Source organism: Imhoffiella purpurea, assembly GCF_000585215.1.
Taxonomy (GTDB): domain Bacteria; phylum Pseudomonadota; class Gammaproteobacteria; order Chromatiales; family Chromatiaceae; genus Imhoffiella; species Imhoffiella purpurea.
On record NZ_AONC01000022.1, the window covers coordinates 1 to 19,660 of the forward strand.

Genomic DNA, 19,660 nt, shown 5'->3' on the forward strand with positions numbered 1-19,660 from the left:
GGGGGCGGAGCCGATCGCCGAGCCTTGCCCCAAATGCGGATGGCCGATCCTGACCCTCAAGGTCACCAAGACCAAGGGCGCCGCCAAGGTGTGTCCGCAGAAGGAATGCGGCTACCGCGAGCCGCTCGAGCAGTCCGAGCCTCAGGAGAGCGAGTCGGATTGATCCGGATCGGATCCTTCCGTCCCGGTCAGCGCAGCGATTCCCGAATCCGCTTCCAGGGGAAATTGCCCGTCGAGCCCGGGTATTCGCCGCCCGGGTCGATCTTGCGCTTGTAGCGTTTTCCACCGCACTCGAAGGCGCTCCGGTCGAGTTCGCTATGGCCGCGGATCCGGTCGGGCGTCAGCCGGTAGCGCAGCAGCAGACGGTCGAGCAGGCCCATCAAGGCATTGATCTGCGCGGGCGGGAAGGGGTCTTTGCCGTTGCCGTCGTTGACCAGCTCGATTCCGATCGAGTTCCGGTTGTGGCCTCGGACGTGATGGGCGACCTCGGATTCTGCAACGCCCGCGACCGTTTCCCCGTCCCGGCCGATGAGATAGTGATAGCTGATGTCTGGGTGGTTGGCGAAGTGCCGGACGTTCGATTCCAGCGTTCCGCCCGGGGCATGCCAGAGACGATCGTCCCTGCATCCGGGACCGCCGGTCGCATGGATGACGATGAGATCGATGGGGCGCGCCATGGCCGTAGAGGCCATGGCCAGCAACAGAATGCAGATCGAGGTCGGCAAACCTGTCCACGATCCCTGTACTGATCCGGGCATCCCTTCATCCCCCTTTGCGCGAGCGGGCCTGGGTCAGTCCCATGTTGGCCTGATGGACGAAGTGCTTGAAATCCTGGAAGCTGGTCGGATCGAGCGCGCGCCCGCTGGGTCCGCGATCGGCGTAGATGAGCCCGATGCACTGATTGCTGACGATGATGGGTGCGATCATGAAAGGCACGATGCCCGTGAGCCGGGCCAGGTTCTCCGGGATGGACCCCTCGACGGTTTCTTGGTCGGCCGTGCTGACCATTCGAGGCAGCTTGCGGTCCAGGGTGAGGAAGAGGACGGTCGGTGCCTTGGGGTTGCGGACGAACTGAAATCCCTTCATCAGCCGATCCTCGTCCGCCCCGAGTGCGTATTTGGCCTTGATCACGCGCTTGTCCGGGCTCGTCAGGGCGAAGAGAACGCGGTCCATCCCGACGCCGCGATAGATGCCTTCCAGGACCAGCTCCATGACGACGTTGAAGTCGCAGCGCTCCTCGGCGATGAGCCCGGTCAGCTCGCGCAGGATCTTCACTTGGGTGATGTGGTCCGCCACCGGTTGATCGGACGCCGGCGTGGCGGCGGAGCGGGTCGTGCTCCGAGGTATCTCAGGCGTTTCCGGCTCCGCCTCGCTTTCCAGGGGCTGTGGGATGAATGTGGCCGCGAATTCGGCGCCATAGTCGTTGGCGATGCTGCAGGCCGCCCTGGCCTTTTCGAAAAACAGGTTGCGCGTTTCGTGCTGCGAGCGCTCCACCAGGATCGACGCCTTGCGGACGAGCTGATCCATATCGTTCGATGTCCAGCCCTTCTCTTCGGCGCAGAGTGCGATCTGTTGACCGAGGTTCAGGGTCAGGATGCGGTCGGTCTTCTTCTTGGGGTTGTTGATCGCCTCCTGGAGCAGCTCGGTCAGCTGCCATTCGCTCACGAGTTGCCGGGTCAGCTGGCTGAGACGAAATCCCAGCAGGCGCTCCTGAGCCATCTCGGGCGCCATGCCGGTCGATGTGACGAGCCGATCCAGCTGCTCGGCCAGCTCCCCACCGAAGCACCAGAAGGCCAAGTCGCCGATATTGTAGAGGAGGGTGGCGATGAAGATCTCTTCGGGTGATTTGTCGCCGCGTGCGATGGCCAGGGCACGAGCCTGCACGGCCGCATGCATGGATCGGCCCAGCTCGCGGCCGAAGCGTTGTTTGGCCGCACCCTGCATGGTGGCGTCGACCAGTGCGAGGGTGACGCAGATATTGCTGACCGCGTTGATTCCAAGCACGATCACCGCCCTGGTGATGGTGCTGATCACGGTGCTCGTCGGGTTGTAGTAGATGGAATTGGCCAGCTTGAGCACGCGCGCGGTAAACGACGGATCGTTCAGGATGATCCCCGCGAGGTCCGACATGGGGGCCGTGTCGTCGCGTGAAATCGCGATGATCCTCCGCGCCGTGCTGTCGAAGATCGGCATGTTCTGCCGCCGGATGAGCTCCATCCATTCTTCGAGCTTGGTCTGATGCTTCTGTCGCGTGCTCAAGTTACTGATCGTTATTGAATCAGCCGAAAACTATGGGGGAACGTTTGGTGTATTTCCAGGTAGATCGAGTATCCCCCGTCCGTGCCTGCTCGATCTATCCGGATGGATCCCCGAATCTGGAAAGATGCGCAATGATTCTCCATAGTAACGACCCGGATCCTGGGATCCGCATCGCCGACCGTGTCGCACGAGTGTCCATCATGTCTTCGGTTCCACTGCATCGATTGCGTCTTGCACGTCACCATATTCGCTCCGGCGGGGTGATCGCCTATCCGACGGAGGCGGTCTATGGTTTGGGTTGCGATCCCTGGAACGGTGATGCGGTGATGCGCCTGCTCGCGATCAAGCGGAGGGATGTGTCCAAGGGACTGATTCTGATCGCCGCCGACGCCGCTCAGCTGAATCCCTTCGTCGAGAGGCTGCCCGAGGATCGCATGGCCGAGATCGAAGCCACCTGGCCCGGTCCCGTGACCTGGCTGTTTCCCGCCCGATCCACGACGCCGAGATGGCTGACGGGGCGTTTCGATACGCTCGCCGTGCGCGTGACCGCTCACCCGGTCGCCGCTGCGCTCTGCCGTCTTCACGGTGGGGCCATCGTGTCGACCAGCGCCAATATGGCGGATCGGCGTCCTGGGCGGACCGCGCTCGATGTGCGCCTGGGTCTGCCGGATGGTCCCGACTATATCTTGAGCGGTGTTTGCCGTGGCGCGAGCCGACCCTCACGGATTCTCGATGGCCGAACAGGGGGCGTTCTGAGGGCCTGAACCAGGGATCGGCTCGATCCCGCCTCGGGCCGAATCCGGAGTGCGGATATGGCCTGCCTTCGGGGTCAATGACGGTGCCGGAAGCGCCAGGGTGATTGGTGCTCCCCCGGTTCGCTCCAGATCCCTCTCCCCGAGCGGCGCGCCTCCCGCTCCGTCTCCATGAAGCGTGGGTCCTTGCAGTAGCGCCGGTAGACCGCGGCATTGCCGCTCGAGACCTGTTCCAGGTTGATGAATCGCCGCTCCGAATCCGCGCCGTAGAGATCGGCGACGGTGCGGCCGAAGCGGTCCCGCTCGATGGGGATCACCTCGACCCTGGCGGGCGTGATACGGCGCAGGTTGGCGCGCGAACGGTCGGACCAGGGGCGCTGATCCTTTTCCGGTGCGTCGATACAGCGCAACCGAACCTCCAAGCGGTCGCCCGCGCAGTCCAGTATCAACGAATCCCCGTCCAGGATCTTCCGCACCTGGCAGTCTCGACCCTGTTCTGCGGTTCCGGCGTTCGCCGCCGCGCTGCCCGCCAGCAGCAGCACGGCGGCAAAGGGCGCCAGGGCGGAGAACCTGTCTTGTACCCGGATTTTCACCCGGTCGACGATGCGCGAATTTGCCACGTTTGTGCGTCAACCCGAAATCGTAGAGGATGGCCCTGGAGTCGTAGCCTGACCAGAGGCGAAGCCTGATGGACGGTCATGGCCGCCTAAGCTCATTCTCCGAGGTCCGGAAATGGACAAAGAAGAGCCGAACGTATTGAGGGAATTCATTCGATGATTACAAAATGGTGTGGTTCCAGAAGCGAACTCGAGTGTTGTGTCTCCAGGCTGAATGCCAAGCGAGAAATGAGCGAGCGATATCTGTCCGGCGTCGAAGAGCTTGCCGGATACTGTGCGTCATGCGGTGATATCGTCAAGTTCGGCAATACTGTAACGCCTGGAGAAAAGTGGAAAAATTTGCGAGAAAGCTTTATCTGTCCGCGTTGTGGACTCAATGGGCGCATGCGCCATGCCTACATTGAGCTGGCAGCTGTCATTGAATCGCTTTCTGAGCCGAAAGTGCTGCTGTTTGAACGCGTTACGCCTTTTTTTTCGGCCCTGGAAAAAATCTACCCGTTCGTGGAAGGTTGCGAATACGTCGGTCCTGACATTACCCCAGGGACGATAATCGAGCAAAAAATGATCGACCGTAAGCTCCGCGTGCGACACGAGGACATGATGGCGATCTCCTTTCCGGATGAATCATTGGATGTAATCTTTCATGCCGATGTGTTGGAGCATGTTCCCGATTGGATCCAGGGGATCAGGGAATGCCATCGCGTGATCAAGCCTGGTGGGACTCTTGTTTTCACTTGTCCTTTCTTCTTCATGGAAGAAAGCATTACCAGGGCGAAAGTCGAAAATGGCGAGATCGTACATATATCAGAGCCGGCCTATCATGGGAATCCCATGAGTCAATCGGGTAGTCTGGTTTATACGCAGCATGGCTGGCCTCTTCTTGAAGAGCTTGAGAAACTTGGATTTGAAACAGTCGAATCTGGACTCCTATGGGATCCATGGCAGGGAATTCTCTCGACCAACAATCCATGTGTCGAAGGTCAGATGTGGCCCTTGATGTTTCGTTGCAGGAAGCCCGCTGGTTGAATGCTTAGTAAGCGTCTGGCGAATTACAGGATTGCCCCAAGCGGCTTGATGTCGTCCATTGTCAGATTGTGCGGCAACAGTGCCGCGATGGCCTCTGGGGTCTTGGCGGCAGGCAGGTATTCGAAGAGGTGGTTGAGGTAGGCCCAGGGCTCGAGGGCGTTGGCCTTGGCCGTCTCGATCAGGCTGTAGAGCAAGGCGCTGGTTTCGGCACCCTTGGGACTGCCGGCGAACAGCCAGTTCTTGCGTCCGATGACAAAGGGCCGGATGGCGTTCTCGGCGGTGTTGTTGTCGATCTCGAGGCGACCGTCTTCGAGGAAGGTCGTGAGGATCGGCCACTGACCGAGCGCGTAGTGCACGGCCTTGCCGAGCAGGCCCTTGGGCGGGGTGCGGGTGACGGTGGCGTCGAGCCAGGTCTTGATGGCGTCGAGGATGGGGCGGCTGTGTTGCAGGCGCACGGTCTGGCGCTCGGCGGGCGTGGCCTCGCGCAGGCGTTTCTCGACGGCATAGAGCTGGCCGATGTAGGCAGAGCATCTGCTGGGCGGCACCGCTGTTGCGCCCACTGGCGGCGTCGACGAATTTGCGCCGCACATGGGTCCAGCAGCCGGCATGGCCGATCACCTCGGGGGCATTCGCCACGACGCCGTAGGCACTGTAGCCATCGGATTGCAGATAGAACCTTGGCGGTGGATCCGTCCCATCGGCCTGGGCTGGATCCTCGAGCAGGATGCCCTTGGGCACGGAGGCGGCGCGGCTGTCGGCATACGCGAACCAGCGCACCGGCTGTCCGGGCGGCCCGCCGCAGAACACCCACATGTAGGAGGTTTGGGTGTTGTCGCGCCCGGGCTCACGAAGCACCTGCACGGGCGTTTCGTCGACGTGGACCACCGCGCCTTGGCGCAATTGGGCCTTGAGCGCGGCGGCGATGGGGGCGAGCGGTGCGTTGAGCTGGATCAGCAGCCCAGCCATGGTCTGGCGGGTCAGGTCGATGCCCTCGCGCTCGAAGATCTTCTCTTGGCGGTACAGTGGCAGGGCATCGACGAACTTGGCGGTGACGATCCCCGCCAGCAGTGAGGCGTGGGCGACCGACTTGGGGATGATCTGTTCGGGACGCGGGGCGATCTTGACCCCGACCTCGGCCCCCGGGACGTCCTCCGTACGCGCGACGTATTTGGCGCGCTTGTAGACGATGACATAGGTCTGGCGCGGAACGATCGCCAACTGCTCGGAGGTGTCGTAGCCGATGAAGCTCCAGTCCTCCCCCATCGCGGCCTTCTCCTCCTCGCCGAGGTCGAGCAGGCGCTCGACGCGGGGCAGATGGCTTGGCAGAGGACGGCGCACGGGTTGGCGCTTGGTCGGTGCCTCCGTATCCTTGGCGGTGTCCGGCGCGGCGGGCGCAGGCAGCTCGGCCTCGAGTTCGCCGATGAGTGCCTCGAGCTCGGTTTCGTCGAACAGGCGCAGCTGGCTGTCGGGAACCTGATCGGCGCTGCGCCCGAAACGCTTGCGCTTGAGCAGCTCGATGGTCTCGAGCAACTGCGCGATGCGCTGCGCCTGAGCCCCGCGCTCACGCTCCGCCTCAGCCAATTGTTCCGTCAACTGGGCGATGATCGCCCGCAGTTCGGCGGGGGCGTCGGGGAGGGACTGAGCGGTGCTGGACATGCTCGGTATTATACCCGATTTCCCTGTTAAAACGCAGGTTTATGAGCGCTAGATGAGATCGAAATCGGCGCGTTGATGCGCCTGAACCCGGGTCGGATCCAGCCCATCGAGCAACCACTGAAACTCGCGCGCCGACAGCTTCACCGGCCCTTCGCTCGCTGACATCGGCCACCAGAAGCGCTCACGCTCGAGGCGCCGGTACCACAGCCAGAAGCCGTTATGCTGCCACACCAGGATCTTGAGCTTGTCGCGTGCGCGATTGCAGAACACGAACACCTGGCTCGAGAACGGATCGGCCTCGAGCACATCGACCACCAGCGCCGCCAGCCCGTCGATCTGCTTGCGCATGTCGGTCGCCCCGGCGGCCAGATAGACCTGGGTTTGCGCCCCGAGCGTGATCATGCCGCCAGGGGCTCCTGAAGCACCGCCAAGACCCGGCGCAGCGTCCTGGGTTCGAAGTCGGCACCGACCTCCAGGCGCAAGCCATTGGCCAGAACGAGGGTCAATGCGGGACCCGCCACCGGCACGGGAACCTCGTGCAGCTCGACAGGCACCCAGCGAACCGACCCACCTTCGCCCTGGCGTGTTTCCTGATCACCAGGATCCGCGTGCTGACGCACTTGCTCGCGCCACCGATGGAAGCTCGTCACCGAGATGCCCTGCTGGGCGCAATACTGCGCCTGTGTCAGGCCACTGTTCGGCCAGCCTTCAACAATGGATTGCCACTGCTCGCGTGTGCGCCGTCGATCTGCCATGCTGAAACTCCTGTCGTGATGGAATGGAATTTCATCTTGCAGACTCGATTCTGGGCGGGATAGATGTAATTGGCCGGACGCTTACGGTTGAATGCTTACGCCCCCACTTCATTCGATGAACTAGCGAAATCGATCATTGTGCTCCACCCCGAAACATTGGCGCCAAGCCTTTCGGCCGTTGACCTTCGGTGAGCTTGTAGGGGTTGGTCTTCGGCTTGGCGTAGCAGCATTGCATGTCCGTCAAGGGAACGAAAAAGCCCGGCAATCGCCGGGCTTTTTCGGGTGATGGCGGACCTATGCGAATCTCCTGGTCCTAATCCTTCCGGCTAGGTATTGATCCATAAATGGACTGCGATGCTTGCCAGATAGCCGAGCGCGATCGCCGGGGTCCAGTTGAGATGGGCGAAGAAGGTGTAGGTGCCTCGTGCCTGTCCCATGAGCGCCACGCCGGCCGCCGAGCCGATCGAGAGCAGCGAGCCCCCGACGCCCGCGGTGAGAGTGACCAGCAGCCACTGGGTCTCGTTCATGTCCGGGTTCATGGTCAGCACCGCGAACATGACCGGGATGTTGTCGACGATGGCCGAGAGCACGCCGACCGCGACGTTGGCGAGCGTCGGACCCCATTGGTCGTACATGACTTCGGAGGTCATGGCGAGATAGCCGAGCTGGCCGAGACCGCCGACGCAGAGCACCACGCCGTAGAAGAACAGCAAGGTATCCCATTCGGCGCGGGCGACCTTGTTGAAGACGTCGAAGGGGGTCATGTCGCCGACCAGGGTCGCCTTGTCCTGGTTGCGCAGGTGCCAGGCGTCATGCGTCTTGCGCAGGTAGTAGCCGAAGAACTGCAGATATCCCAGGCCGGTCAGCATGCCGATGACGGGCGGCAGGTGCAGGAAGTTGTGGAAGCACACCGCGGTGGTGATGGTCGCCAGGAACAGCAGTATGATGCGGCGCGCGCCGCGGCGCATGTGCACGTTTTCGTCCGCCGCGTCCGGCTTGAGGTTGGGAACCGCCAGGAACATGATGGCCGCGGGGACGACGAAGTTGACGACCGAGGGGATCAGCAGCTTGAAGAAGCCGAAGAAGTCGATGATGCCCTTCTGCCACACCATCAGCGTGGTGATGTCGCCGAAGGGGCTGAAGGCGCCGCCGGCGTTGGCTGCGACCACGATGTTGATGCAGGCGAGGGTGACGAAGCGCTTGTTGTCGCCGCCGACGGCCATGACCACGGCGCACATGAGCAAGGCGGTGGTGAGATTGTCGGCGATCGGCGAGATGAAGAAGGCCAGGATGCCGGTCATCCAGAACAGCGAGCGGAAGCCGAACCCCTTGCGGATGAGCCAGGCGCGCAGCGCGTCGAAGACGAGCCGCTCCTCCAGGGCGTTGATGTAGGTCATGGCGACCAGCAGGAAGAGCATCAGCTCGGCATATTCGAGCAGATTGTGCCGGACCGCTTCGCCGGCGACGTGAGGCTCGCCATGCAGGGCGTAGACGTAGGCGATGAGACACCAGATGATGCCGGCGGCAATGATGACCGGCTTGGATTTGCGCAGATGCAGGAATTCCTCGGCCATCACCAGCGCATAGGCCAGACCGAAGATGATGAGTGCGGTATATCCGACCCAATGGGCCGTCAGATTGAGATCGAGAGGTTCGGAGGCTACTGACGCGAAGACCCCGAATGGGGCCATGAGCGCCAGGAGTCCGACGAAAAGGGCTCGTGCGGAGGGCATGTGGTTTCCTCTAGAGTAGGATGGCGATCCGGACCCAGCATGAAATGGGTCGCTGCGAATGGGGCATCGCCTGACGGCCGGCGTCGATCCCTGGGCCGGGACAATCCGAATTTGGGATCCGTTCGATGGTGATCGTCAACGAATCGAGTTCGGTCGTGGCGCGAAATCACATTCGAAACAATGCATATCATGCTGGACGCGGTCCGAATCCGTGTCTGATGATGAAGCAGCGGAGCAAGATACCTGCTGAGCGCGGCGTCGCCAAGTCGTGAAGGTCGAATCCTTTGCCGCAGGTCTCAACTTTTCGTGACCGCTCGTTCTTCTTGAGACCTTCGGTCCGATCCTCGGGAGTCCTTTCATGAAGAAGCTGCTCATCGCCATCCTTCTGCTGCTGCTAGGGGGCGGAGGCTATCTGCTGCTGCGCGACTCGGGTGTCGGCTCGCAGGATTCCGGCGTCCTGACGCTCTACGGCAACATCGATGTCCGTCTGGTCAATCTGTCCTTCGAGGTGAGCGGACGCATCGCCTCCATGCCGGTCGCCGAGGGGGCCACCGTCTCCGCGGGCGATATGCTGGCCCTGCTCGACGAGCGGCGTCTGATCCTGGCGCGCAATGCCGCGCAGGCCCAGTTCGATGCCCAGCGCGCCGAGCTCGACAAGCTGATCGCCGGGACCCGCGCCGAGGAGATCGAGAAGCTGCGCGCCGATCTCGAGGCCGCCCGCGTCGAGGCCGCCAACGCCAAGCGGCGCGCCCAGCGCTCCAAGGAGCTGGCCGGGCGCAAGCTGACCTCGCCCCAGGACTACGAGGACGCCCAGGCCCAGGCCGAGGCGTCCGAGGCCCGGGCCAGCGCGGCCAAGGCGGCGCTGGATCTGGCCCTGGCCGGATTCAGGGTGGAGGAGATCGCGGCGGCGCGGGCGCGATTGGTAGCGCTCGAGTCCGAGCTGGCGGCGGCCGAAGTCGATCTGGGCGATGCCGTCCTGGAGGCGCCCGAGTCCGGGATCGTCCAGAACCGCATCCTCGAGCCCGGCGACATGGCCTCGCCCGAGCGTCCGCTCTACACTATCGCCCTGACCGAGCCGGTCTGGGCGCGGGTCTATCTGGCCGAGCCCGATCTGGGGCGGGTCGGGCAGGGTCAGCCGGCCAGGGTCTCGACCGACAGCTTCCCCGGAAAGCACTACGACGGCTGGATCGGCTACATCTCCCCGAGCGCCGAGTTCACCCCCAAGTCGGTCCAGACCACCGAGCTGCGCGCCGATCTGGTCTATCAGGCGCGGGTCTACGTCTGCAACCCGGCCGGCGAGCTGCGCCAGGGGATGCCGGTGACCGTGACGATCGATCTGACCGAGCCGGCTCCCTCGGATCCGGGCTGTGGTCCGAACGATTCCAAGGGCCAGGCTGACGACTAGGCCATGGACGAGGACTCGCCGCTGCGCGCCCGGGATCTGGTCAAGACCTTCGTCGGCGGAGGACGGCGGGTCACGGCGCTCGACGGCATCGATCTGAGCATCCGTCCGGGTGCCGTCATCGGTCTCATCGGGCCGGACGGTGCCGGCAAGACCACTTTCATGCGGCTCGCGGCCGGGCTACTGGTCCCGGATCGGGGCTGCATCCAGGTGCTGGGTCTGGACGCGACCCGAGAGGCGCTGGCGGTGCAGTCGGCGATCGGCTATATGCCGCAGCGTTTCGGCCTCTACGAGGATTTGGGTGTGCGCGAGAACCTGGATCTCTATGCCGATCTCCAGGGCGTACCCCTGTCCGAGCGACCGGCGCGCTACGCGCGTCTCATGGAGATGACCGGGCTCGGCGCCTTCGAGCGCCGTCTCGCCGGCCGGCTCTCGGGCGGCATGAAGCAGAAGCTCGGACTCGCCTGCACCCTGGTCAGGCCGCCGCGGCTGCTCCTGCTCGACGAGCCGACGGTCGGGGTCGATCCGGTCTCGCGCCGCGAACTCTGGGAGATCGTCTATCGTCTGGTGGACGAGGAGGGCATGAGCGTGCTGCTCTCGACGGCCTATCTGGACGAGGCCGAGCGCTGCGCCGAGGTCGTCCTCATCCATCAGGGACGGGTCGTCGACCAGGGGCCACCGAGCCGCTTCAGCGATCCTCTCAAAGGGCGTGTCCATCGCGTCCAAGGCGACTCCAGCGCACGCCGGCGGCTCCAGGCCCGGATCGCCCGGCTTCCGGGCGTCCTGGATGCGGTTCTGGAGGGCGATGCGGTGCGCGTGGTCACCGAGCCCGGGGCGGGGCTCGAGACCGGCGATCTTGGCGAGTCCGTGCGCTGCGAGCCGGCCGATCCCCGCTTCGAGGACGGCTTCATCGCGCTCCTGGCGCGTCAGCGCGACCCGGTCGCCTTGCCCGAGATCCGAACCCGATCCGGCATCGAGGGCGATGCGATCCAGGTCCATGAGCTGACCCGCACCTTCGGCGACTTCGTCGCGGTCAAGCGATCCTCCTTTTCGGTCCGGCCGGGCGAGGTCTTCGGTCTGCTCGGGGCCAACGGCGCGGGCAAGACCACCACCTTCCGCATGCTCTGCGGTCTGCTGCCGGCGAGCGGCGGCCGGGTCCGGGTCGCCGGGGTCGATCTGCGCCGCGCGGCCGCCAAGGCGCGCGGACGCATCGGCTACATGTCGCAGAAATTCTCGCTCTACGCCAACCTCTCGGCGCGTCAGAACCTCGACTTCTTCGCCCGCGCCTACGGGCTGCGCGGCGCTGGGGCGCGCGGCCGCGTCCAGTGGGCGCTCGACGCCTTCGAGCTGACCGATCTGGCCGACGCCGAGAGCGGCTCCCTGCCGCTCGGCTACAAGCAGCGCCTGGCCATGGCGGCGGCCCTGATGCACGAGCCCGACATCCTCTTCCTCGACGAGCCCACCTCGGGCGTCGACCCCCTGGCCAGGCGCGAGTTCTGGTCGCGCATCAACGCCCTGGCCGAGAGCGGCGTCACCGTCCTGGTCACGACCCACTTCATGGAGGAGGCCGAATACTGCGACCGGCTCGCCATCATGTCCGCCGGCGAGATCCTCGCCCTCGGCACCCCGAGCGAGATCAAGTCCCAGGCCGCGACCCCGGACCGTCCCAGTCCAAACCTGGAGGATGCCTTCATCGCGCTCATCCAGCGACGCGAGGGAGATTGAAACGTGCTGTTGCCTATATAAAAGCTCCTATAAGAGTGCTTAAAATACTTAAACGCTCTTCAAGGAGATTTTAAGATCAAGACCCCACTTCCTTTGCCCGTCGAGCGCGCCATCCAGAAGCTTGGTAGCGACATATCCCTGGCTCGACGTCGGCGTCACATCTCCCAGGCATCGCTGGCCGAGCGCATGGGGGCGTCTCTGTCCACCGTACGCCGCATGGAGAAAGGCGATGGGCGCGTGCCCATCCATTTCTTCGCCCGCGCGCTGCATCTATTCGGCGAGATCCAGGCGCTCGAGCATCTCCTGGATACGCCGAATGACGAAATCGGTCTGACGCTGATGGACGAGCGCTTGCCCAAGCGCGTGCGCGGCAAGCCAGGCGGTCCCTCGGGGGCCTTGTGATGGCCGCTGTCGCATCGATCCGCCGGCAGGTCCAGGTCTGTATCGGCAAGGCGGGTCTGCCGCTCGGTTCGCTCGTCTATGTCCGTCAAGGCCGGCGCGAGCACTGCGCCTTCGTCTATGACGATGCCTGGTTGGCCAGCCCAGCTCGATTCAACGTCTCGGCCGACCTTCAGCTGTTGCCGGGTCATCAGACGCGCAAGGCCGCCTCGTCTCGCGATTCCCTGTTCCATGGTGCGATCGCCGATACCGCGCCGGACGCCTGGGGACGCCGCGTCATCGCCCGCGACCATGCCAAGCGCCGCAAGACCGATCCGAAATTGCCGGCTCTTACCGAGCTCGACTACTTGCTGGCGGTCGACGATTTCAGCCGCGTCGGTGCGCTGCGTCTGCGCGATTCGGATGAGGTCTGGCAAAGAACGGTTCCCGAGGGGCGGCGCAGTACCCCCCCGCTGATCGAGTTGGAGCGCATCTACCATGCCAGTCGTGCCGTCGAGCGCGGTCAGGAGACGGCCGAGGACCTGCGTTACCTGCAAGGGAGGGGGACATCTCTCGGCGGTATGCGGCCCAAGTGCACGGTACTGGAGGAGGATGGCCAGCTCGCTATCGGCAAGTTTCCGAGCGTCGGCGATGCTCGCAGCGTCACGCGCGGCGAGGTTCTGGCACTGAAGCTGGCGGCCTTGGCGGGCATCGATACCGCGCCCGCTCGGATCGTCACGCTTGCGGACGTTCCAGTGGCCGTCATTCGCCGCTTCGATCGCGATGAGCAGGGTGGTCGCATCCCCTATCAATCGGCCGCATCCCTACTGCAGGCCTCGCGCGAGGATGAACGCAGCTATACGGATATCGTCGATGCCATCCGTTCCCATGGTCATGCCCCCACCCGAGATGTAAGACAGCTCTGGCGTAGACTGGTTTTCAATCTACTGATCACCAACGTGGACGACCATCTGCAGAACCATGGCTTCCTGCATGTGGAGCACGGACTCTGGCGATTCGCGCCGGCTTTCGACATCAACCCCTTTCCGGACAAGGATCGGGAATCCAAGACCTGGCTGTCCGAGCTGGACGGGCCGATCACCGACGTCGGAATGTTGCTGGACCGTGCGGCCTATTTCGCGCTGGACGAGGAGCAGTCTCTGGCTGTTCTGGGAGAGGTGCATGCTGCGGTGTCCAAATGGCGGCAGGTCGCGGCCGGTCCGGAGGTGGGCTTGCGATCGGCCGAACTGGACGACTTCGCGCCGGCCTTCGAGCATGAACAGATGGATGTGGCTGCCGCGCTGCTTGGACGGTAGAGGGTGGCGGCGCTATATCAGCGATGCCGTCTTGCTCGACACGATGGCATCCGATGATCTGATCTGCTGCAGCAGATATCTGAATTGGCAGATAGGTTTTCTCCGTTCGGGTGGAACATGCCTTTCGATGGACGCATGCTTGAGGGATTAACCATGACTGGATCCATGATCAACCGCCGTCTGCTCGGCCTGCTGCGCAAGGAATCGCTGCAGATCCTGCGCGATCCGTCCAGCATTGCCATTGCCTTCGTGCTGCCAGTGGTGTTGCTGCTGCTGTTCGGCTACGGGGTGTCGCTCGATTCCAAGCACGTTCCGATCGGGATCGTGGTCGAGCAACCTGGGGCCGAGACGGCGTCCTTCGTCGCGGCCTTCCGGCAGTCGGTCTATTTCGAGCCGAGGATCTATCGCTCGCTGCAGGCGGGGAGGGCGGCGCTGCGCGAGCGCCGGGTGGATGGCATCCTGGTGCTGGCGGCCGATTTCGCTCAGCGGCTCAAGGGGGACCGGGACGCGCCCATCCAGGTGATCGTCAATGGGGTCGACGCCAATTCGGCGCGTCTGCTCGAGGGCTATGTGCAGGGCGTCTGGTCGATCTGGCTGCAGCGCGAGCTGGAGGCGCGCCAGATTCCGGTCTCGGTGCCGGTCGAGGCGCAGACGCGGATCTGGTTCAATCCCGAGCTGGCGAGCCGCAACTATCTGGTCCCGGGGCTGCTGGTGGTGAACATGACGCTGGTGGGCGCGCTGCTGACCGCGTTGGTCCTCGCCCGCGAGTGGGAGCGGGGCACGCTGGAGGCGCTGATGGTGACGCCCGTGACCATCGGCGAGATCCTGATCGGCAAGTTGCTGCCCTATTTCGTGCTGGGAATGGGCGGCATGGTGCTTTCGGTGGTCATGGCGCTGTTCCTGTTCGAGGTGCCGATGCGCGGCTCCTTCTGGGTCTTGGCGGTCTGCTCGACCCTCTTCCTGCTGAGCGCATTGGGCATGGGGCTGCTCATCTCCATCGTTACCCGCAATCAGTTCGTCGCCGGCATGATCGCCATCCTCGCTACCTTTCTTCCGGCCTTTCTGCTGTCCGGCTTCCTGTTCGACATCGGTAGCATGCCGGTCGTGGTCCAGGTCCTGACCCATGTCGTGGCGGCGCGCTATTTCGTCGCCATCCTGCAGACGCTCTTTCTCGCCGGGGACGTTTGGAGCCTGATCCTGCCCAATGCGGCGGCATTGGTGCTGATGGCGGCCTTCTTCCTCGGGCTGAGCCGGCGGCGTCTGCGCAAGCGGATCGAATGAGGGACACGGAGATGTTCGCACGCATCCTGGCACTGTCGATCAAGGAATTCCTGGCCCTCTTCAAGGACAAGCGCAGCCGCTTCGTGGTCGTGATACCGCCCCTGATCCAGCTGCTGGTGTTCGGCTATGCGGCCTCCTTCGATTTGAATCACATCCCCTATGCCGTCTACGACCGCGACGGCGGCTATGCCGCGCGCGATCTGCTGGCGCGCTTTTCGGGCGCCCCCAGTTTCGAGCAGGCGCAGCCGGTCGTTCATCAGGGACAGATCGCCGATCGCATCAATGTGCGCGACGTCCTCTTCGTGATCCAGATCGATCCCCGATTCACGGCGGATCTGGTCGCCGGTCGCACCGGTCAGGTGCAGGTTCTCATCGACGGGCGCAACTCGAACAGCGCCCAGATCGTCCAGAACTACGTCGGCAGGATTCTGAACGACTTCAACCGAAACTGGGTAGCCGCGCATGGTGGGCAGGGGATGCCGGTGACCCTGGTCACCCGGGCCTGGTACAACCCCAATTTGGAGAGCCGTTGGTTCTTCGTCTCGGGTTTGGTGGGGCTACTGACTCTGGTGGTGACCATAATGGTGACGGCGCTCTCGGTGGCGCGCGAGCGCGAGCAGGGCACCTTCGACCAACTGCTGGTGACGCCCCTGCGTCCGGTCGAGATCCTGATCGGCAAGGCGATGCCCGGACTGGTCATCGGCGTGCTGGAGGCCTCGCTGGTGGTGGCGCTCGCCGTGCTCTGGTTCGGGGTGCCCCTGGTCGGCGATCTCAGCGTGCTCTACAGCGGCATTCTGCTGTTCGTCTTCGCCGCCGTCGGGGTGGGGCTCATGATCTCCTCGCTCGCGGCGACCCTGCAGCAGGCCCTGCTCGGGGCCTTCCTCTTCCTGGTGCCGGCCGTCATCCTCTCGGGGTTCGCGACGCCCATCGCCAACATGCCGCCCGCGGTGCAGATGCTGACCCTGATCGATCCTCTGCGCTATTACCTGGTCATCCTGCGCTCGGTCTTTCTCGAGGGGGGCGGCTTCGACCTGCTCTTCGATCAGATGTGGCCGCTGGCCCTGATCGCGCTGGCGACCCTCGGCGCGGCAGGATGGCTGTTCAGGCACCGCATGGCTTGAGAGGCCCCGTCGATCCCGGGGGTCTCATCAATCACTTGCGGAGCGCGCGTTCGGGTGGCAGATTGAAGGGCTGCGTCCCGCGAGATGCGGCCCTTCCATTCTCAGTCGCTGGAGATCTTCCACTGTTAGATCTGGCACCACCCGAGCACGGCGGACGTTTGCGTCAGGCCGCCGAGCGCTATCAGATTCCGGTCTCGGACTGGCTCGACCTCTCGACCGGCATCAATCCCGACCCCTGGCCCGTGCCTAGGCTGTCGCCCCATTGCTGGTGGCGCCTTCCCGAGGACGAGGACGGTCTGGACTCGGCCGCGGCCGATTACTACGGCGCCTCCAGCCCGTTGCCCTTGGCCGGTTCCCAGGCCGCCATCCAGGCGCTGCCCATGCTGCGCGAGTCCGCTCGGGTTGGGATCCAGCGTCTCGGCTATCGCGAGCACGCCCATGCCTGGCGTCGCGCGGGTCACTCGCTGATCGAGCTGGACGATGAGGCGATCGAGGCGCATCTGGACGATTCGGCGGGCGGACTGGATGTTCTGGTCGTCATCAATCCCAACAACCCGAGCGGTCGGTGCTGGCCGATCGAGCGGTTGCTCGCGTGGCATGCGCGTCTCGCCGAGCGCGGCGGCTGGCTGGTGGTCGACGAGGCCTTCATGGACGCGACCCCAGGGGCGAGCCTGCTGCCGTATGCCGGCCGGGAGGGATTGGTGGTGCTGCGCTCGCTCGGCAAGTTCTTCGGCCTGGCCGGCGCTCGGGTCGGGTTTCTCTTCGCCGAGCCTCGGCTACGCGAGCGCGTGAGACGCCTGCTCGGACCTTGGACTCTGGCGAGCCCGGCGCGCGAGGTCGCCCGTCTGGCCCTGTCGGATCGCGGCTGGCAGGAGCGGGAGCGCCGATCCCTGCCGTTGCGCGCGGCGCGTCTCGCCGATCTCCTCGACCGGCATGGCCTGACGCCGGCCGGAGGTACCGCGCTCTTCCAATGGGTTCGGACTCAGGAGGCCGTCAGGATTCAGGATGCACTGGCGTGTCGGGCGATCCTGGTGCGCCGTTTCGATGCGCCCCAGAGTCTGAGGTTCGGTCTGCCCGGAGACGTGTCGGAATGGCAGCGTCTGGCCGGGGCCTTGGATTCGAGCCTCTGAGCATGTCGGAGTGCCCCGGGTTCGAGTTTCCTGCTGAGATGCCGCCCGCCGGCCATTTGTGGTCGCAACGGCCCGAATGGCTGGAGGTTCCTGCCGCGCCGCAGGGTACTGCGCTCCGGGGTCTGGCGGTGGATCCGCATATCCCGCCGCGGTTGACCTGCTTCGTCGAGGGGCGGGATCCGGGTTCGGTGCGCGGTCAGCTCGATCGGCTGGGAATCGACGCTGCGCTGAAATCCATGGGTGTGCTGGACGGGAGTGAGCCCGGGCGGGGGCTCGGTGCTTGGGAGATCGAGCTCTCCGATCCGAGTCCTGTCGGATGCCTGGGGCTGGCGCCGAGCGATGCGGCGCCAGGCGACGAATACCTCGCGACTCGGCAACGGCTCCTAAGCAAGCATGCCCTGGACGTCGCCTTGAGCCGCGGCCGGCATGCCGTCGAGCGCGCCAAGCTCGCCGGCACACCTTTCTTCGTCGGCCTTGCCTGGTCGCGCGAAACCGGCGATGCCGCTTCGCCCCCTCGGGCGATGGGAGGCGATCCATACCGCACGCTCGCGCTCCTGGCCGATCCAGAGATCATCGCGCTGGTCGGGGCGGCCATCTCCGCTGGTCAGATCGGTCTGCCCATGTTCTGTTTCGGAAGGAGCGGGGAGGCGGCCATCTCGGCGGTCGGGCGGCTGCATCCAGGCGTCCTGGGATGGCTGATGTCCGTTCCCGATGAGCGGGGCATGCGTGCGCTACGCTCGCGTCAGTCCACCCGTCCGCCGTACTGCATCGGCGCTCAATCGGTTACCGAGGACTTGCAGGCGCTCGCGGCGGCTGGTTGATCGTTCGGGTTCCTGCGGTCGAGCTTGAGGCGGTGACGCAGGAGATTGAGTTCCCACACGCGCTCGGCGAGCGTGCGGCGTAGCTCGGCACGCTCGAGCTCGGTGCTCAGAAGCTTGCGCCCGAGCCATTCGAGACGAATCCCCACGACATCGAGTTTGGTTCGGGTCACCGCGATCGCCTGTTCGAGTCGCTGCAGACGCCGCTCGTCGAGGTTCGCGACCTCGCATTCGTGGCCTTCTTTATCCATGATGGCACCCCTCTTTTCTTCCCGTTCGATGCCCCATCCTAGCCTGCTTCCACGGTTGAAAAATCCGGAAAAACACTCATGTGCGCCCGTTCGGCCCCATGCCGGGCGAACGCGACCCTTCGAGGATCTTGCGTTTGCCTTCGAGGATGAATCCGGTCGCGCGCTCGAGGTCGGCCAGACGCACGATGCGCGTCTCCGGCGGGCGCATCGAGGCGTAGGAGGCGGCGAGCAGGACGGCGTTCTGGATGTCGCCGCCGGCGGCACCCTCCGAGTGCTGGGCGAGCGTCTCGAAATCCACGTCTTCGGCAAGCGGCAGCTCGGCCGGAATATGGCTGCGCCAGATGCGTGCGCGCCGCTCGCAGTCGGGCAGCCTGAACTCGACATGGGCGAGCATCCTGCGCAGGAAGGCGGTGTCGTAGTTGCTCACCAGATTGGAGGCGAAGATGACCGCGCCCTCGAAATTGTCGAGCTCGATCAATGTGGTGCTGCGGGCGACGTTGATGCTGTTGTCGGCCGACTGGGAAACGTCGACGAGACGTTTGCCGAGGATCGAATCGGCCTCGTCGAAGAACAGCAGGGCGTCCGTTTCGCGTGCCTTGGCGAAGGCGGCCTTGATGTTCTTGGGCGTCTCGCCGACGTATTTCGATTCCAGCTCGGCATAGCTGATCTTGAGGATCCGCTTGTCCAGCATGTCGGCGACGGCATCCGCGGCCAGGGTCTTGCCCGTGCCCGGCGGTCCGTAGAAGTTGAGCGCGACGCGGCGCCCCGTTCGCGCCACCGAGGCGAGATTCCAGGTCTCGTAGAGCAGGTCGCGCGAGAGCATGACGTTGGTCGCCTCGCGGATCTGCTGCAGGGTTTCTGGGTCCAGGATGAGCTGGTCGAGGCTGTGGCGGGGTTCCACCGGGTCGATACCGGCCAGACGCTCCGGGTCTTGGTCGGGAGCGGTTGGGGCCGATGACGGTGCGGCTTGCTCCTGCTGGATCTCCTCCTCGTCAGGGCGTTCGAACCCGCCTCCCGGCACCAGATCGATGATGCTCTTGGTCGGATTGAAGTCGACCCGGATCTTGGGCTTGGAGAGGAGGCCGGGGAATTGGCTCTTGTCCAGCAGGCGAACCAGTTTCTTGAGAAAGGCCATCGAGGCGGCCGGTTCGACCTCGACCGAGGTGTGCTTGCCGTTCTCCAGGCACCGAGGGCAGTAGAGCAGGGGCGTATTCACCACCTCGATCAGGTGGTGGTAGGGATTGGGCTTGGTGCCGTGATTCGACAACACCAGATCGCAGCCATGGGTGGGGCAGGTGGGCTGTTTTCGCAGCAGCGGGAGGATGGATGTCGGCATGGGGCTTGGTCTTTCGTCGGGATTCGGCATCTGGAGGCAGGTATTTCTATCATTCCTGCCATTTTGCAGCCTATTGTAATATCGAGCCCATGGCGGCCTTGCAG

Annotated in this window: 19 protein-coding genes and 1 pseudogene; 10 read left to right on the plus strand and 10 right to left on the minus strand. The window is 64.2% G+C overall.

Translation table 11 applies throughout. The features are described 5' to 3' along the window. Nucleotides 1-188: 188 nt before the first annotated feature. Nucleotides 189-725, minus strand: coding sequence for an N-acetylmuramoyl-L-alanine amidase (locus D779_RS07390; protein WP_232424109.1), 537 nt, complete (start codon nt 723-725; stop codon nt 189-191). 37 nt (nt 726-762) lie between these two features. Then, the gene (locus tag D779_RS07395) at nt 763-2,259 is read right to left on the minus strand and encodes an HDOD domain-containing protein (protein ID WP_043751880.1); all 1,497 of its coding nucleotides are present in this window, start codon (nt 2,257-2,259) and stop codon (nt 763-765) included. 200 nt (nt 2,260-2,459) lie between these two features. On the opposite strand from D779_RS07395, the gene D779_RS07400 reads away from it, so the two are divergent. Beyond that, complete coding sequence (locus tag D779_RS07400; RefSeq protein ID WP_043752004.1) at nt 2,460-3,023, plus strand: L-threonylcarbamoyladenylate synthase; 564 nt, start codon at nt 2,460-2,462, stop codon at nt 3,021-3,023. 65 nt (nt 3,024-3,088) lie between these two features. On the opposite strand, the gene D779_RS07405 is transcribed toward D779_RS07400, so the two are convergent. Continuing rightward, a complete protein-coding gene (locus D779_RS07405; RefSeq protein ID WP_232424110.1) occupies nt 3,089-3,631 on the minus strand; it encodes a thermonuclease family protein in 543 nt (180 codons plus the stop codon). Between the two features lie 153 nt (nt 3,632-3,784). On the opposite strand from D779_RS07405, the gene D779_RS21010 reads away from it, so the two are divergent. Next, nucleotides 3,785-4,654: a class I SAM-dependent methyltransferase gene (locus D779_RS21010; protein WP_081763391.1), complete on the plus strand. Its 870-nt coding sequence runs from the start codon at nt 3,785-3,787 to the stop codon at nt 4,652-4,654. Between the two features lie 23 nt (nt 4,655-4,677). Here D779_RS21010 and D779_RS22825 read toward each other — a convergent pair whose 3' ends face one another. The 5 genes and pseudogenes from D779_RS22825 to nhaD form a co-directional block, all read right to left on the minus strand. Then, on the minus strand, nt 4,678-5,199 hold the full coding sequence (locus D779_RS22825; RefSeq protein WP_408606002.1) for an IS66 family transposase: 522 nt from the start codon (nt 5,197-5,199) through the stop codon (nt 4,678-4,680). A gap of 31 nt (nt 5,200-5,230) precedes the next feature. Further along, a pseudogene (gene tnpC, locus D779_RS07415) lies at nt 5,231-6,310 on the minus strand (IS66 family transposase); the annotation flags it as partial. Nucleotides 6,311-6,358: 48 nt separating this feature from the next. After that, nucleotides 6,359-6,712 carry an IS66 family insertion sequence element accessory protein TnpB gene (tnpB, locus tag D779_RS07420; RefSeq protein WP_043751884.1) on the minus strand — a complete coding sequence of 118 codons (354 nt, stop codon included), beginning with the start codon at nt 6,710-6,712 and terminating at the stop codon, nt 6,359-6,361. Then, a complete protein-coding gene (gene tnpA / locus D779_RS07425) occupies nt 6,709-7,065 on the minus strand; it encodes an IS66 family insertion sequence element accessory protein TnpA (protein WP_052347934.1) in 357 nt (118 codons plus the stop codon). The genes tnpB and tnpA overlap by 4 nt, the downstream gene beginning before the upstream one ends. Nucleotides 7,066-7,391: 326 nt before the next feature. Continuing rightward, the gene (nhaD, locus tag D779_RS07430) at nt 7,392-8,798 is read right to left on the minus strand and encodes a sodium:proton antiporter NhaD (RefSeq protein ID WP_043751889.1); all 1,407 of its coding nucleotides are present in this window, start codon (nt 8,796-8,798) and stop codon (nt 7,392-7,394) included. Nucleotides 8,799-9,156: 358 nt separating this feature from the next. Here nhaD and D779_RS07435 point away from each other — a divergent pair, with 358 nt between their 5' ends. The 8 genes from D779_RS07435 (at nt 9,157) to D779_RS07470 (ending at nt 17,972) form a co-directional block, all read left to right on the plus strand. Beyond that, entirely contained in the window at nt 9,157-10,203 is a 1,047-nt protein-coding gene (locus tag D779_RS07435; RefSeq protein ID WP_043751893.1) for an efflux RND transporter periplasmic adaptor subunit, read from the plus strand. A 3-nt stretch (nt 10,204-10,206) separates the two neighbouring features. Further along, complete coding sequence (locus D779_RS07440; protein ID WP_043751896.1) at nt 10,207-11,925, plus strand: ATP-binding cassette domain-containing protein; 1,719 nt, start codon at nt 10,207-10,209, stop codon at nt 11,923-11,925. 93 nt (nt 11,926-12,018) lie between these two features. Continuing rightward, on the plus strand, nt 12,019-12,327 hold the full coding sequence (locus tag D779_RS07445; protein WP_232424111.1) for a helix-turn-helix domain-containing protein: 309 nt from the start codon (nt 12,019-12,021) through the stop codon (nt 12,325-12,327). Next, entirely contained in the window at nt 12,327-13,619 is a 1,293-nt protein-coding gene (locus D779_RS07450) for a type II toxin-antitoxin system HipA family toxin (protein WP_043751902.1), read from the plus strand. Before D779_RS07445 ends, D779_RS07450 begins: the two co-directional genes overlap by 1 nt. Nucleotides 13,620-13,772: 153 nt before the next feature. After that, complete coding sequence (locus D779_RS07455) at nt 13,773-14,900, plus strand: ABC transporter permease (protein ID WP_198295686.1); 1,128 nt, start codon at nt 13,773-13,775, stop codon at nt 14,898-14,900. A gap of 11 nt (nt 14,901-14,911) precedes the next feature. After that, nucleotides 14,912-16,021, plus strand: a complete 1,110-nt coding sequence (locus tag D779_RS07460) for an ABC transporter permease (protein ID WP_043751905.1) — start codon at nt 14,912-14,914, stop codon at nt 16,019-16,021. Between the two features lie 158 nt (nt 16,022-16,179). Continuing rightward, the gene (gene cobD, locus D779_RS07465; RefSeq protein WP_232424112.1) at nt 16,180-17,151 is read left to right on the plus strand and encodes a threonine-phosphate decarboxylase CobD; all 972 of its coding nucleotides are present in this window, start codon (nt 16,180-16,182) and stop codon (nt 17,149-17,151) included. Between the two features lie 2 nt (nt 17,152-17,153). Beyond that, nucleotides 17,154-17,972 carry a hypothetical protein gene (locus D779_RS07470; RefSeq protein ID WP_157726343.1) on the plus strand — a complete coding sequence of 273 codons (819 nt, stop codon included), beginning with the start codon at nt 17,154-17,156 and terminating at the stop codon, nt 17,970-17,972. Here D779_RS07470 and D779_RS07475 read toward each other — a convergent pair. Together D779_RS07475 and D779_RS21015 are read right to left on the minus strand one after the other, a co-directional pair. Further along, entirely contained in the window at nt 17,927-18,220 is a 294-nt protein-coding gene (locus tag D779_RS07475) for a hypothetical protein (RefSeq protein ID WP_043751912.1), read from the minus strand. The two genes, D779_RS07470 and D779_RS07475, sit on opposite strands and share 46 nt — an antisense overlap. A gap of 76 nt (nt 18,221-18,296) precedes the next feature. Next, nucleotides 18,297-19,556, minus strand: a complete 1,260-nt coding sequence (locus D779_RS21015) for an ATP-binding protein (RefSeq protein WP_052347935.1) — start codon at nt 19,554-19,556, stop codon at nt 18,297-18,299. Nucleotides 19,557-19,660 lie beyond the last annotated feature (104 nt).